The following is a 14,317-nucleotide window of genomic DNA, read 5'->3' on the forward strand; positions in this document are numbered from 1 at the left end:
GGCGTTGCGGTAATGTTGTCAACGTACCTCTGCGACCGCGGGCTGTGGTCGCATACTCCACTTTCAATTCGATAAGCATAGGATAAGCATGCTCGATCCCAATCTGCTGCGTACAGAGCCAGACGCAGTCGCAGAAAAACTGGCACGCCGGGGCTTTAAGCTGGATGTAGATAAACTTCGCGCTCTCGAAGAGCGTCGTAAAGTGCTGCAGGTAGAAACTGAAAATCTGCAGGCAGAGCGTAACTCGCGATCGAAATCCATCGGCCAGGCGAAAGCACGCGGGGAAGATATTGAGCCTTTACGCCTGGAAGTGAACAAGCTCGGCGAACAGCTGGATGCCGCGAAATCCGAACTGGACGTTCTGCTGGCAGAGATTCGCGATATCGCGCTGACCATCCCGAACATCCCGCACGACGACGCACCGATCGGTCGAGACGAAAACGACAACGTTGAAGTCTCCCGCTGGGGTACGCCGCGTGAATTCGATTTCGAGATCCGCGATCATGTGACGCTGGGTGAAATGCACAGCGGCCTCGACTTTGCTGCCGCCGTTAAGCTGACCGGTTCACGTTTCGTCGTGATGAAAGGCCAGATCGCCCGTATGCACCGCGCGCTGTCGCAGTTCATGCTGGATCTGCACACCGAACAGCATGGCTATAGCGAAAACTATGTGCCTTATCTGGTCAACCAGGACACCCTGTACGGTACCGGGCAGCTGCCGAAATTTGCCGGTGACCTGTTCCATACACGTCCGCTGGAAGAAGAAGCTGACAGCAGCAACTATGCGCTGATCCCAACGGCGGAAGTGCCGCTGACTAACCTCGTTCGCGATGAAATCATCGACGAAGACGATCTGCCGATCAAAATGACCGCACACACGCCGTGCTTCCGCTCTGAAGCGGGTTCCTACGGTCGTGACACGCGTGGTCTGATCCGTATGCACCAGTTCGACAAAGTTGAAATGGTACAGATCGTTCGTCCGGAAGATTCTATGGCGGCGCTGGAAGAAATGACCGGTCACGCAGAAAAAGTCCTGCAGCTGCTGGGTCTGCCATACCGTAAAATCATCCTGTGTACCGGTGACATGGGCTTCGGTGCCTGCAAAACCTATGACCTCGAAGTCTGGGTTCCGGCGCAGAATACCTACCGCGAGATCTCCTCTTGCTCTAACGTCTGGGATTTCCAGGCGCGCCGCATGCAGGCTCGCTGCCGCAGCAAGTCCGATAAGAAAACCCGTCTGGTCCATACCCTCAACGGTTCCGGGCTGGCGGTAGGGCGTACGCTGGTTGCCGTGCTGGAAAACTACCAGCAGGCTGATGGCCGCATTGAAGTACCAGAGGTGCTGCGTCCATATATGAACGGTCTGGAATTTATCGGTTAATCCTCGACTGTTTCACAAAAAAAGCGCCGCAAGGCGCTTTTTTTATATCCCTATTGATACCGAACAATACCTCTCCTGGTAGAACGTTTAATACTCCCTTCGAACTAGCAATAGCATAAAACACTATAATAATAGCAATTCGTTATATAAGAATCTATATAGCGAAACTTTCAATGTCAGCAACGAAGTGAGTATCCATGAAAACTGAAACCCCCGATGCTTTACTGGCAGCCGAGGTCAGCCGTCGTGGTTTAATGAAAACCACGGCCATTAGCGGCCTGGCGATGGCCAGCGGTGCTTTTACGCTCCCGTTTAGCCGTATCGTTAATGCTGCCGAAGCGCTGGACCCGGCAACGGCAGCGGAACGCGTCACCTGGAGTGCGTGCACGGTAAACTGTGGAAGCCGCTGCCCGCTGCGCATGCATGTTGTCGATGGCGAGATTAAGTACGTAGAAACCGATAATACCGGCGATGATAACTACGACGGGCTGCACCAGGTTCGTGCCTGCCTGCGCGGGCGTTCAATGCGTCGCCGCGTCTACAACCCGGATCGCTTGAAATACCCAATGAAGCGGGTAGGCAAACGTGGTGAAGGTAAATTCGAGCGTATTAGCTGGGAAGAAGCCTTTGATACTATTGCCGATAATATGAAACGCCTGATCAAAGATTACGGCAATGAATCGATTTATCTCAACTATGGCACCGGTACCCTGGGAGGAACGTTAACCCGCTCCTGGCCGCCGGGCAAAACGCTGATTGCGCGCCTGATGAACTGCTGCGGCGGATATCTGAACCATTACGGCGACTACTCCTCTGCGCAGATTGCTGCGGGCCTGAACTATACCTACGGCGGCTGGGCTGACGGCAACAGCCCGTCCGATATCGAAAACAGCCAACTGGTGGTGCTGTTTGGTAACAACCCTGGCGAAACGCGCATGAGCGGCGGCGGGGTGACTTACTATCTGGAGCAGGCGCGGCAGAAATCGAATGCGCGCATGATCATTGTCGATCCGCGCTATACCGATACCGGGGCAGGCCGCGAAGATGAATGGATCCCGATTCGTCCGGGTACCGATGCGGCGCTGGTTTCCGCGCTGGCGTGGGTGATGATCACCGAAAATCTGGTCGATCAGCCGTTCCTCGATAAATACTGCGTGGGTTACGACGAAAAAACGCTACCGGAAGGCGCGCCGGCCAATGGCCACTACAAGGCTTATATTCTGGGTCAGGGTAGTGATGGCACGGCAAAAACGCCGGAATGGGCATCGACGATTACCGGTATTCCGGCCGAGCGCATTGTCAAACTAGCGCGTGAAATCGCCACCGCAAAGCCCGCTTATATCTCTCAGGGATGGGGGCCGCAGCGTCACGCGAACGGCGAAATCGTGACCCGTGCCATTTCTATGCTGTCCATTCTGACCGGCAACGTGGGCATTCACGGCGGTAACAGCGGGGCGCGTGAAGGCTCCTATGAAGTGCCGTTTGAGCGTATGCCAACGCTGGAAAACCCCGTTCAAACCAGCATCTCTATGTTCATGTGGACTGATGCGATCGTTCGCGGCCCGGAAATGACGGCCCTGCGTGACGGCGTGCGTGGCAAAGATAAGCTGGACGTACCGATCAAAATGATCTGGAACTATGCCGGTAACTGCCTGATTAACCAGCACTCTGAGATAAACCGCACCCATGAAATCCTGCAGGATGACAAGAAGTGCGAAATGATAGTGGTCATCGACTGCCACATGACCTCGTCGGCGAAGTATGCCGATATCCTGCTGCCGGACTGCACGGCATCCGAACAGATGGACTTCGCGCTGGATGCATCCTGCGGCAACATGTCTTACGTCATCTTCACCGATCAGGTGATTAAGCCGCGCTTCGAGTGTAAGACGATTTACGACATGACGACCGAGCTGGCTAAACGCATGGGCGTTGAGCAGCAGTTTACCGAAGGGCGCACGCAGGAAGGATGGATGCGTCATCTGCACGAACTTTCCCGCCAGGCAGTGCCTGAGCTGCCGGACTTCGATACGTTCCGCAAGCAGGGCATCTTCAAGCAGCGCGATCCGGAAGGGCATCACGTGGCGTATAAAGCGTTCCGTGAAGACCCACAGGCCAATCCGCTAACTACGCCGTCGGGCAAAATTGAGATCTACTCGCAGGAGCTGGCGAAAATCGCTGCCACCTGGGAACTGGCGGAAGGTGATGTTATCGATCCGTTACCGATCTACACACCGGGCTTTGAAAACTACAACGATCCGCTAGCTGAGAAGTATCCGCTGCAGATGACCGGCTTCCACTATAAAGCACGCGTTCACTCCACCTATGGCAACGTTGACGTGCTGAAGGCGGCCTGCCGTCAGGAAATGTGGATTAATCCGCTGGATGCGAAAAAACGCGGCATCGCCAACGGCGATCGCGTGCGCATCTTTAACGATCGTGGGGAAGTGCATATTGAAGCTAAGGTCACACCGCGCATGATGCCGGGTATCGTGGCGCTGGGCGAGGGGGCATGGTATGACCCGGATGCCAAGCGTATTGACCAGGCGGGCAGCATTAACGTGTTGACCACGCAGCGCCCGTCGCCGCTGGCGAAAGGCAATCCATCGCACACGAACCTTGTTCAGGTCGAGAAGGTGTAAGGAGTAACCGATGACCACCCAATATGGCTTTTTTATTGATTCGGCACGCTGCACCGGCTGTAAAACCTGTGAACTGGCGTGTAAAGATTACAAAGACTTAACCCCGGACGTCAGCTTCCGCCGTATTTATGAATACGCCGGCGGCGACTGGCAGGAAGATAACGGCGTCTGGCATCAGAACGTCTTTGCCTATTACCTGTCCATCGCCTGCAACCACTGTGAAGATCCGGCCTGTACTAAAGTGTGTCCGAGCGGCGCGATGCATAAACGAGAAGACGGCTTTGTGGTCGTTGACGAAGACGTCTGCATCGGCTGTCGCTACTGCCATATGGCCTGCCCGTACGGTGCCCCACAGTACAATGCGGCAAAAGGCCACATGACCAAGTGCGACGGCTGCCACGAACGCGTGGCGGAAGGCAAAAAACCGATCTGCGTCGAGTCTTGCCCGCTGCGCGCGCTGGACTTCGGGCCGATTGAAGAGCTTCGCCAGAAGCACGGGCAGCTGGCGGCCGTTGCGCCGCTGCCGTCGGCTCACTTTACCAAGCCGAGCATTGTGATTAAACCTAACGCCAATGCACGTCCGTGCGGCGATACCACTGGCTACCTGGCGAACCCGAAGGAGGTGTGAGATGGGAAGTGGATGGCATGAATGGCCGCTGATGATCTTCACGGTCTTTGGGCAGTGCGTTGCCGGCGGATTTATCGTCCTGGCGCTGGCGCTGATGAAAGGGCAGCTGGCGCGCGAGCAGCAGCAGCGCGTGGTGCTGAGTATGTTCGCTTTGTGGGTGCTGATGGGCATTGGTTTTATTGCCTCGACGCTGCACCTCGGCTCGCCGATGCGCGCATTTAACTCGCTTAACCGCGTGGGGGCCTCGTCGTTGAGCAACGAGATTGCCAGCGGCGCGATTTTCTTCGCCGTGGGGGGCATTGGCTGGCTGCTGGCCGTCACCAATAAGCTCTCCTGCGCGCTGCGTAGCGTCTGGCTGGTGGTGACGATGGTGCTGAGTGTGGTCTTCGTGTGGATGATGGTGCGTGTGTATAACACCATCGATACCGTACCGACCTGGTATAGCATCTGGACGCCGCTGAGCTTCTTCCTGACGCTGTTTATCGGCGGTCCGCTGCTCGGCTATCTGCTGCTGCGCTGGGCGGGTGTCGAAGGCTGGGCGCTGCGTCTGCTGCCGGTGGTGAGCCTGGCTGCGCTGGGCGTTAGCGCGGTTGTTTCGCTGATGCAGGGCGTTGAGCTGGCTTCAATCCATAGCTCAATCCAGCAGGCTTCCGCACTGGTCCCGAACTACGGCTCCCTGATGGCGTGGCGCGTTGCGGCCATTGCGCTGGCGCTGGTGTGCTGGGTGGTGCCGCAGCTTAAGGGCTACCAGCCGGCGCTGCCGCTGTTGAGTCTGGCATTTGTGCTGGTGCTGGTCGGTGAACTGATCGGCCGTGGCGTCTTCTACGGTCTGCATATGACCGTCGGGATGGCGGTCGCCAGCTAAATAAAACGTGCCGGGGCGGCCTCGCCCTGGCACTTTTTGTTCATGAATTTTTTCAACTGAACCCTTTCCATTTATTCCTTTCATTTTCAGTAAAAACAATCAGATAGATTTGATGAATGTCGTTATGCCGCTGCGCTGAATAAGAAACATCAATCGTGGTGCCAGAAAGCCGCTTCCGACACAAATCAGGTGGATTGACAATGTTTTTAGCAGTGGCATGATGCGCTCGAAATCTGTCTATCCTCACGGTTTTTAGCCCATGTCCACCTATACCCGCCCAGTGCTGTTATTGCTCTGTGGCCTTTTGTTATTGACGCTGGCGATCGCGGTACTCAACACGCTCGTCCCGCTCTGGCTCGCCCATGAAAATCTGCCAACCTGGCAGGTTGGGATGGTTGGTTCATCCTATTTCACCGGTAACCTGGTGGGTACGATGCTGACCGGGCGTCTGATTAAGCGTCTTGGCTTTAACTTCAGCTACTATATTGCGTCGCTTATCTTCGCCGCGGGCTGCGTGGGGCTGGGCTTTATGGTGGGCTTCTGGAGCTGGATGTTCTGGCGTTTTATCGCCGGCGTCGGCTGCGCCATGATTTGGGTGGTGGTGGAAAGCGCGCTGATGTGCAGTGGTACTTCGCGCAATCGCGGGCGTCTGCTGGCGGCCTACATGATGATGTATTACATCGGTACCGTGCTCGGCCAGCTTATCGTGAGTAAACTACCGACCGATTTGGCGACCATTCTGCCGCTGATGACCGGCGTTATCCTGGCCGGTATTCTGCCGCTGCTGTTTACCCGTATCCTGAACCAGAAAGATGAACAGCAGGACGCCAACGCGCGCGTCTGGCCAATGTTCAAGCTGCGTCAGGCGCGACTTGGGGTGAATGGCTGTATTATTTCCGGCATCGTGCTGGGCTCGCTGTACGGGCTGATGCCGCTGTATTTAAACCATCGTGGCGTCAGCGATTCCGGTATCGGTTTTTGGATGGCGGTGATGGTCAGCGCCGGTATTTTGGGTCAATGGCCAATAGGCCGTCTGGCGGATCGCTTTGGTCGTTTGCTGGTACTGCGCGTGCAGGTATTTGTGGTGATTGTCGGCTGTCTGGGGATGCTAAGCCAGGCAATGATGGCACCGGCGCTGTTTATCCTTGGTGCCGCCGGTTTTACGCTCTATCCGGTGGCGATGGCCTGGGCCTGTGAGAAGGTCGAGCACCACCAGTTGGTGTCAATGAATCAGGCGCTGCTGCTAAGCTACACCATCGGCAGCCTGGTAGGGCCTACGCTGACCGCCATGCTGATGCAAAGCTACTCAGATAACCTGCTGTTTATCATGATTGCCGGGGTGTCGTTCGTCTACCTGATGATGCTGCTGCGCAAAGCCGGGCATCATCCAACCCCGGTTGCCCACGCCTGATGCGCTGGCGCGAGCGCGCCTCTTGATTTTTTCGTCGCCTGTCGTGCCGAGACAGACAACAAAAAACCCGACTTAGCGTCGGGTTTTTCGTCATCAGCATTGTCAGGCCAGGTATAGCTACTGGCCAGAAGGGATCAGTACATAACCTTGTGACCGTACTGCTCGAGAATGCCTTTTACGCGTTCCATGGTCTCTTTCTTCGGCGGCTTCACCCCGTCGAGCTTGTACTCTTCGCCCATGGCTACCCATTTGTGTTTGCCCAGCTCGTGGTATGGCAGCAGTTCGATTTTCTCGACGTTGCCCATATCGCGGGTGAACTCGCCCAGGCGGTGCGCGGAGTCATCGTCATCTGACCAGCCCGGGACCACCACATAGCGGATCCAGACCTTCACGTCTTTCTTCGACAGGTACTGCGCAAACTCGAGCGTGCGGTGGTTAGATACGCCAACCAGATTCTGATGGATATCGTCGTTCATCTGCTTGAGGTCGAGCATCACCAGGTCGGTGACTTCCAGCAGCTCATCAATGACCGGGTCGTAACGACGCACAAAGCCGTTGGTGTCCAGACAGGTATGAATACCTTCTTTCTTGCACGCTCGGAACCAGTCGCGCACGAACTCAGCCTGTAAAATGGCTTCGCCGCCGGATGCGGTGACGCCGCCGCCGGACGCGTTCATAAAGTGGCGATAGGTCACCACTTCTTTCATTAGTTCTTCAACGGTGACTTCTTTGCCACCGTGGGTATCCCATGTATCGCGGTTATGGCAGTACAGGCAGCGCATCAGGCAGCCCTGGAAGAAGGTAATAAAACGGATGCCTGGGCCATCGACGGTGCCACAGGATTCAAAGGAGTGAATGCGACCAGTTACAGACATTGCAGTATTATCTCCAGTTCTTCCCCGCGTCCGGCAGGGTGACGATCATTATTTCAGGCCGTCTTGAGTTTATTTTGCTTGTTAACCTGATTATAGAAGTTAGCAGGCAAAATAGGCTCGGAGAGAGTAGGGCAGTTATAAGAAAGGCCCCACTGACGTGGAGCCTTTATTGTACGCTTTTTAAATCGCGATTTCAGTCAAATCCATTACATGGACTGAGTGAAGGTACGGGTAATAACGTCCTGCTGCTGTTCTTTAGTCAGGGAGTTAAAACGTACTGCGTAGCCAGATACGCGGATGGTCAGCTGCGGATATTTTTCCGGGTTTTCCATCGCGTCGAGCAGCATTTCGCGGTTCATTACGTTAACGTTCAGGTGTTGACCGCCTTCGATAGACGCTTCGTGGTGGAAGTAACCGTCCATCAGACCAGCCAGGTTGGTTTTACGAACGTCGTCGTCTTTACCCAGTGCGTTCGGAACGATAGAGAAGGTGTAAGAGATACCATCTTTAGCGTAAGCAAACGGCAGTTTAGCAACGGAAGTCAGAGAGGCAACAGCACCTTTCTGGTCACGACCGTGCATTGGGTTAGCACCTGGGCCGAATGGCGCGCCAGCGCGACGACCGTCTGGGGTGTTACCGGTTTTCTTACCATAAACCACGTTAGAGGTGATGGTCAGAACAGACTGAGTCGGGATAGCGTTACGGTAAGTCGTCAGTTTCTGAATTTTCTTCATGAAACGTTCAACCAGGTCAACCGCCATGTCATCGACGCGAGCGTCGTTGTTACCAAACTGCGGGTATTCGCCTTCGATTTCGAAGTCAACAGCCAGACCGTTTTCATCACGAATCGGTTTAACTTTCGCATATTTGATTGCAGACAGGGAGTCAGCAGCAACGGACAGACCAGCGATACCGCAAGCCATAGTACGGATAACGTCGCGGTCATGCAGCGCCATCAGAGAAGCTTCGTAGCTGTATTTGTCGTGCATGTAGTGGATGACGTTCAGCGCGGTGACGTACTGTTTAGCCAGCCAATCCATAAAGTGGTCCATACGATCCATAACTTCGTCGTAGTTCAGAACGTCGCCTTTCATTGGCTCAGTTTTAGGACCAACCTGCATTTTCAGTTTTTCATCAACGCCGCCGTTGATTGCGTACAGCATGGTTTTCGCCAGGTTTGCACGCGCACCGAAGAACTGCATTTGTTTACCAACGATCATCGGGCTTACGCAGCAAGCGATAGCGTAGTCATCGTTGTTGAAGTCCGGACGCATCAGGTCATCGTTCTCATACTGCAGAGAAGAGGTATCGATGGACACTTTTGCGGCGAATTTTTTGAACGCCAGCGGCAGTTTTTCAGACCACAGGATAGTGATGTTCGGTTCCGGAGACGGGCCCATGGTGTACAGGGTGTTCAGGAAACGGAAGCTGTTTTTGGTGACCAGAGTACGGCCATCAACGCCCATACCACCGACGGATTCAGTTGCCCAAATCGGGTCACCGGAGAACAGTTCATCATACTCAGGGGTACGCAGGAAGCGAACCATACGCAGTTTCATGACCAGGTGGTCAATCATTTCCTGAGCTTCTTGTTCAGTGATTTTGCCTGCTTTCAGGTCACGTTCGATGTAGATATCCAGGAAGCTGGAGGTACGACCGAAGGACATTGCAGCGCCGTTCTGGGATTTAACAGCGGCCAGGTAGCCGAAGTAAGTCCACTGAATAGCTTCCTGAGCGTTGGTAGCCGGACCAGAGATGTCGTAGCCGTATTTAGCAGCCATCTCTTTGATCTGACCCAGCGCACGGTGCTGTTCGGAGATTTCTTCACGCAGACGGATAGTCGCTTCCAGGTTTACACCGTTTTCCAGGTCAGACTGGAGAGAGGTGAACTGAGCGAATTTGTCTTTCATCAGGTAGTCGATACCGTATACGGCGATACGACGGTAGTCACCGATGATACGACCACGGCCGTAGGCGTCTGGCAGACCGGTCAGAACACCGGATTTACGGCAGCGCAGGATGTCCGGAGTATAAACGTCGAACACGCCCTGGTTGTGCGTTTTACGGTATTCGGTGAAGATTTTTTTGATCATCGGGTCCAGTTCGCGGTTATACGCTTTGCAGGAACCTTCGATCATTTTGATGCCACCGAACGGGATAAGAGCACGTTTCAGCGGAGCTTCAGTTTGCAGACCAACAATTTTTTCCAGCGCTTTGTTGATGTAACCAGCGTCGTGGGAAGTAATGGTGGAAGCAACGGCGGTGTCAAAGTCAACTGGCGCGTGAGTGCGGTTTTCCAGTTTAACGCCTTCCATAACGTTGTCCCACAGAGCTGTGGTCGCGTCAGTAGCACCAGCCAGGAAGGACTCGTCACCCTCATACGGAGTGTAGTTTTTCTGGATGAAGTCACGTACGTTTACTTCATTCTGCCAGTCACCTTTCGCAAAACCTTCCCAGGCTGTGGCTAACTTTTCATTAAGTTCGGACATGTAACACCTACCTTCTTAAGTGGACTTTTTATTTACTGCCTGGAGCAACCATCAGTTAATGACGGTCACCGCCACGCAGGTAAATGACCCAGTATGTCAACCCAACCAATAAACCGCCGCCGATGATGTTCCCGATGGTTACCGGAATCAGGTTATCGGTGATGAAATTCATCACGGTCAGGTGAGAAAAACTTTCCGGAGTTGAACCGATTGCGGTCCAGAATTCCGGGCTAGCAAAGTGACGTATTACGATACCCATCGGAATCATAAACATGTTTGCAATGCTGTGCTCAAAGCCGCTGGCGACGAACATGGCAACCGGTAAAACCATAATCATGGCTTTGTCCATCAGGCTGCGGCCAGAGTAGCTCATCCAGACTGCCAGGCAGACCATCAGGTTCGCCAGGATGCCGAGAGCGACGGCTTCAATGAATGTGTGGTGCATTTTGTGGTCAGCAGTTTGCAGGACGTTTAGCCCCCATCCGCCGTTGGCCGTCATGTATTCGCCGGACAGCCACATCAACAGCACGAAGAGCAGCGCGCCGATCAGGTTACCAACATAGACGTTGAGCCAGTTTTTTGCCAGTTGACCCCAGGTAATTCGCCCGCTGGCTTTCGCTACAACGATAAGCACGGTCGAAGTAAAGAGGTCAGCGCCACAAATAACGCAAAGGATTAAGCCTAGTGAGAAGCAGATACCGCCAATCAGCTTCGCGATGCCAAATGGCATACCCGCGGTGCCCGTCGTTGCGGTAATGTAAAAAACAAAAGCAATCGAGATAAAGACGCCCGCAGTAATCGCCAGATAAAAGGTTTTCAGCGGATGCTTGGTTGCTTTATAGACGCCTGCTTCTTCGGCAACTTTGGCCATCGCAGCAGGAAGGAGTAGATCAAAAGGGTTGTCAGCTTTCACACTAACTCTCTCTTTTTATTTAATCGGCGACGAGATACTAACAAAGCATTATAGATGAGAATTTGATATAGATCATATCTCACCTGGCTTATAGGCCTGAATAACGAATGGTTTTTCAACAATCCTTTGCTAACAATATGAATATTAAGATAAAAATAAATTTTAAGATTTACAAAATCAGTTGAATTTTTTCTTTATCCTTCATTTTATTGGTTAATTAAAATGGAGTAATGATCGGTAAAATTAACAATAAAAGTAAGCTACTAATTATAGTGTTTACTTATATTTAACTTTATTTTCACATGCCCGTGAAGCGAAGCGTTGAAATATAAAAAAGGGGCCAACAAGTGGCCCCGTAATATAGCGTAGGTCTGGCATTAAGCCTACTTTTTCTATGGTGAAGAAATTACTTCGCCCAGAAAGCCGCTTTCGCGCGCTGCAGTTTTTCGTAGGCCTCTAACAGCGACTGATGCGCCGGGAAGGCTTCCAGCGTGCCGTCCGCTGGCTGCAGGCCGTAGAAGGCCTCTTCGCCGCTCAGCGCCGCGCTGGCCGCTTCGACGGCGTCTGCGCCGTACATGCGGACAAACGCGTTCAGATACTGCAGCGGTTCACGCTCTTCTTCCTGAGAAAGCAGCAGCAGCGTTTGCAGACAGCGGTAGTAGTTGGCGCGCTCGGCGCTGAACACGGACGCGTTAAACTCCATGGTCCATTCGGTCCAGATTAACGCCTGCTCAAGGTCGCCGCCGGCTAATGCCAGCATTGCTTTCAGTTCGCCAACGCGCAGGGTGTACCAGCCGTTGTTCGGGCCGGTCGCCAGACCCAGCAGCTCGCGCACGCGAGTAAAGTCGTCGAGGCCTTCGTCGTCAATCTGCTCGATCAGATTCAGGTACTCTTCTTTTTCCCACTCGCTGCCCGGCAGGGAAAGAATGGTTTCGCGCAGGTGGCTGCCCATATTGTTATTCGCCAGCCACAGATCTTCCGCTGGATAGATATCAGACATGCCGGGCACGATGATACGACAGGCGTAAACGCCCAGATGTTCGTAATCGGCGATGTACACTTCTTTATCTTCTTCTTTGAAGATAGCCATCAGCGTTGCGAACTCTTCTTCGGTGGTGCCGGAGAAGTTCCAGTCTGCAAACGGATAGTCTGCATCCTGTTTGAACATATCCCAGGAGATAAGACCGCTGGAATCGATAAAGTGGGTTTCGAGGTTGGTGTGCTCGGCCACTTCTTCATCGTCAAAGGTCGGCGGCGTGAACACATCAAGATCTTTAAGACCGCGACCCTGCAGCAGTTCGGTTACCGTACGCTCCAGCGCAACGCCGAAGTCCGGATGTGCACCGAAGGAAGCAAAGCAGGTGCCGTTCGCCGGGTTGAACAGCACCACGCAGATAACCGGGTATTTGCCGCCCAGTGAACCGTCGTAGGCAAAGATAGGGAAACCTTCCGCTTCCAGCGTTTTGATGGATTCCACTACGCCAGGATAGCGTGCCAGCACCTCGGCCGGGATTTCCGGCAGGCTGATGCTTTCGGCAATAATGCGGTTCTTCACGTGACGTTCGAACACTTCCGACAGCCCCTGTACGCGGGCTTCGTTACGGGTATTGCCCGCAGACATGCCGTTGGAAACGTACAGGTTCGCGACGATGTTCATCGGAATGTAGATGGTTTCGCCGTCGGACTGACGGGTAAACGGCAGCCCGCACACGCCGCGATCGTCGTTGCCGGACTGCAGATCGACCAGCATGCTGGCGGTCAGCTGATCGTCAGGATCGTAGAATGCGCGCAGGCGCGCGTCGAGCAGACCTTCCGGCACTTCGTCGTCGTCGGTCAGCGGGAACCATTTCTCATTCGGGTAGTGAACGAACGGGCCGTTGGCGATTTTGTCACCCAGCCAGAAGTCAGCGAAGAAATAGTTGGTCGACAGACGCTCGAAGTATTCACCCAGCGCGGATGCCAGCGCCGCTTTTTTGGTCGCGCCTTTACCGTTGGTAAAGCACAGCGAGCAGGCTTTATCACGGATATGTACCGACCAGACGTTAGGAACCGGGTTCAACCAGGAAGCTTCTTCAATATCGAAGCCTAGGTCGAGCAGCTTTTGCTGGAAGCGAGCGATGGAATCTTCCAGTGCGGCATCTTTGCCGGGGATATAGGTTTGCGTCATAGCAATCTCTTTTGTCGTACGGAAAGCGCGCAATGATACGGGTTTTGCGTGACGGGTGCTATCTTCGGCGAAAATAAAAGAGACGGCTATGCTTACAGGCAATAACCGACTGTTACGGCGCAGAAAAAATGAAAGCGTTTGATCTTCAGAGAATGGCATTTGACAACGTTCCGCCAGAATTTTTAGGCGAGGTGGCGCTGAGATGCGTGTTTACCTTCGCGCTGGTGTTTCTGTTTCTCAAAATGACCGGACGTCGCGGCGTGCGGCAGATGTCGCTGTTTGAAGTGCTGATTATTCTCACGCTGGGATCGGCGGCGGGCGATGTTGCCTTCTATGATGATGTCCCGCTGGTGCCGGTTTTTGTGGTTTTCATTTCGCTGGCGCTGCTGTATCGGCTGGTGATGTGGTTGATGGCGAAAAGTGAAAAGTTACAGGGCTTACTGGAAGGTAAAGCGATCGTCATCGTTAAAGAAGGGCAACTGGCCTGGGAAAACGTGCGCGCGGCAAATCTGACGGAGCTGGATTTTTTTATGGAACTGCGGTTGAACAGCGTGGAGCAGCTTGGGCAGGTCCGGCTGGCGATTATGGAAACCGACGGTCAGATTAGCGTGTTTTATTATGCTGACGAGCAGGTGAAGCCGGGGTTATGCATTTTGCCCGACAGCCTCACTCAGCGTTTTAAGGCAGTTCCTGCGCCAGGTGAGTACGCGTGTGTGCGCTGTAGCTACGTCGTTAGCATGCGGGCGGGGGAGCGACAATTATGTCCGCGCTGCGCAAATCCGGCCTGGACGAAGGTGAGCCGCGCGAAACGGATTGCCTGATAGCCATTTTGTCGGTTTTCACACGGCAAGACGGTAGAATCTATTGTGTGACGGAGGGCGCATTTCGCTGACGAAAGGTTTTAGACATTGCGGCGCGTGTCACTGAATGATAAAACCAATAGCCA

At 53.8% G+C, this 14,317-nt stretch carries 10 protein-coding genes; 6 read left to right on the forward strand and 4 right to left on the reverse strand.

All coding sequences use genetic code 11. From position 1 onward, the window contains the following. The first annotated feature begins 88 nt into the window (after positions 1-88). The 5 genes from serS (at position 89) to H7R58_RS08180 (ending at position 6,927) form a co-directional block, all read left to right on the forward strand. Positions 89-1,381 carry a serine--tRNA ligase gene (gene serS, locus H7R58_RS08160; protein WP_106924449.1) on the forward strand — a complete coding sequence of 431 codons (1,293 nt, stop codon included), beginning with the start codon at positions 89-91 and terminating at the stop codon, positions 1,379-1,381. Positions 1,382-1,578: 197 nt separating this feature from the next. Beyond that, positions 1,579-4,023 (forward strand): dimethylsulfoxide reductase subunit A, encoded by a 2,445-nt coding sequence (gene dmsA / locus H7R58_RS08165; RefSeq protein ID WP_182929192.1) that lies wholly within the window; start codon positions 1,579-1,581, stop codon positions 4,021-4,023. Positions 4,024-4,033: 10 nt separating this feature from the next. Next, positions 4,034-4,651: a DMSO/selenate family reductase complex B subunit gene (locus tag H7R58_RS08170; RefSeq protein ID WP_182929191.1), complete on the forward strand. Its 618-nt coding sequence runs from the start codon at positions 4,034-4,036 to the stop codon at positions 4,649-4,651. Position 4,652: 1 nt separating this feature from the next. After that, positions 4,653-5,516, forward strand: a complete 864-nt coding sequence (locus H7R58_RS08175; protein ID WP_182929190.1) for a dimethyl sulfoxide reductase anchor subunit family protein — start codon at positions 4,653-4,655, stop codon at positions 5,514-5,516. 259 nt (positions 5,517-5,775) lie between these two features. Next, a complete protein-coding gene (locus H7R58_RS08180) occupies positions 5,776-6,927 on the forward strand; it encodes an MFS transporter (RefSeq protein ID WP_106928849.1) in 1,152 nt (383 codons plus the stop codon). Positions 6,928-7,061: 134 nt separating this feature from the next. Here H7R58_RS08180 and pflA read toward each other — a convergent pair whose 3' ends face one another. The 4 genes from pflA to ycaO all read right to left on the reverse strand — a co-directional run bounded on the left by pflA (position 7,062) and on the right by ycaO (position 13,371). Continuing rightward, positions 7,062-7,802 carry a pyruvate formate lyase 1-activating protein gene (pflA, locus tag H7R58_RS08185; protein ID WP_106928848.1) on the reverse strand — a complete coding sequence of 247 codons (741 nt, stop codon included), beginning with the start codon at positions 7,800-7,802 and terminating at the stop codon, positions 7,062-7,064. A 206-nt stretch (positions 7,803-8,008) separates the two neighbouring features. Beyond that, positions 8,009-10,291: a formate C-acetyltransferase gene (gene pflB / locus H7R58_RS08190; protein WP_106928846.1), complete on the reverse strand. Its 2,283-nt coding sequence runs from the start codon at positions 10,289-10,291 to the stop codon at positions 8,009-8,011. Between the two features lie 55 nt (positions 10,292-10,346). After that, positions 10,347-11,204 (reverse strand): formate transporter FocA, encoded by an 858-nt coding sequence (focA, locus tag H7R58_RS08195; RefSeq protein ID WP_106928845.1) that lies wholly within the window; start codon positions 11,202-11,204, stop codon positions 10,347-10,349. A 406-nt stretch (positions 11,205-11,610) separates the two neighbouring features. Beyond that, complete coding sequence (ycaO, locus tag H7R58_RS08200) at positions 11,611-13,371, reverse strand: 30S ribosomal protein S12 methylthiotransferase accessory factor YcaO (RefSeq protein WP_106928843.1); 1,761 nt, start codon at positions 13,369-13,371, stop codon at positions 11,611-11,613. A gap of 128 nt (positions 13,372-13,499) precedes the next feature. Between ycaO and H7R58_RS08205 the strand changes: the two genes are divergently transcribed. After that, positions 13,500-14,192, forward strand: coding sequence for a DUF421 domain-containing protein (locus H7R58_RS08205; RefSeq protein ID WP_182929189.1), 693 nt, complete (start codon positions 13,500-13,502; stop codon positions 14,190-14,192). Positions 14,193-14,317 lie beyond the last annotated feature (125 nt).

It is taken from the genome of Klebsiella sp. WP4-W18-ESBL-05, assembly GCF_014169075.1.
GTDB lineage: Bacteria > Pseudomonadota > Gammaproteobacteria > Enterobacterales > Enterobacteriaceae > Kluyvera > Kluyvera ascorbata_B.

What these genes read in the sequence shown, in the direction of transcription:
- H7R58_RS08180 (WP_106928849.1), top strand. Translation starts at nt 5,776, where the DNA reads ATGTCCACCTATACCCGCCCAGTGCTGTTATTGCTCTGTGGCCTTTTG.
- pflB (WP_106928846.1), bottom strand. Translation starts at nt 10,291, where the DNA reads ATGTCCGAACTTAATGAAAAGTTAGCCACAGCCTGGGAAGGTTTTGCG.
- H7R58_RS08175 (WP_182929190.1), top strand. Translation starts at nt 4,653, where the DNA reads ATGGGAAGTGGATGGCATGAATGGCCGCTGATGATCTTCACGGTCTTT.
- pflA (WP_106928848.1), bottom strand. Translation starts at nt 7,802, where the DNA reads ATGTCTGTAACTGGTCGCATTCACTCCTTTGAATCCTGTGGCACCGTC.
- serS (WP_106924449.1), top strand. Translation starts at nt 89, where the DNA reads ATGCTCGATCCCAATCTGCTGCGTACAGAGCCAGACGCAGTCGCAGAA.
- H7R58_RS08205 (WP_182929189.1), top strand. Translation starts at nt 13,500, where the DNA reads ATGAAAGCGTTTGATCTTCAGAGAATGGCATTTGACAACGTTCCGCCA.
- dmsA (WP_182929192.1), top strand. Translation starts at nt 1,579, where the DNA reads ATGAAAACTGAAACCCCCGATGCTTTACTGGCAGCCGAGGTCAGCCGT.
- H7R58_RS08170 (WP_182929191.1), top strand. Translation starts at nt 4,034, where the DNA reads ATGACCACCCAATATGGCTTTTTTATTGATTCGGCACGCTGCACCGGC.
- ycaO (WP_106928843.1), bottom strand. Translation starts at nt 13,371, where the DNA reads ATGACGCAAACCTATATCCCCGGCAAAGATGCCGCACTGGAAGATTCC.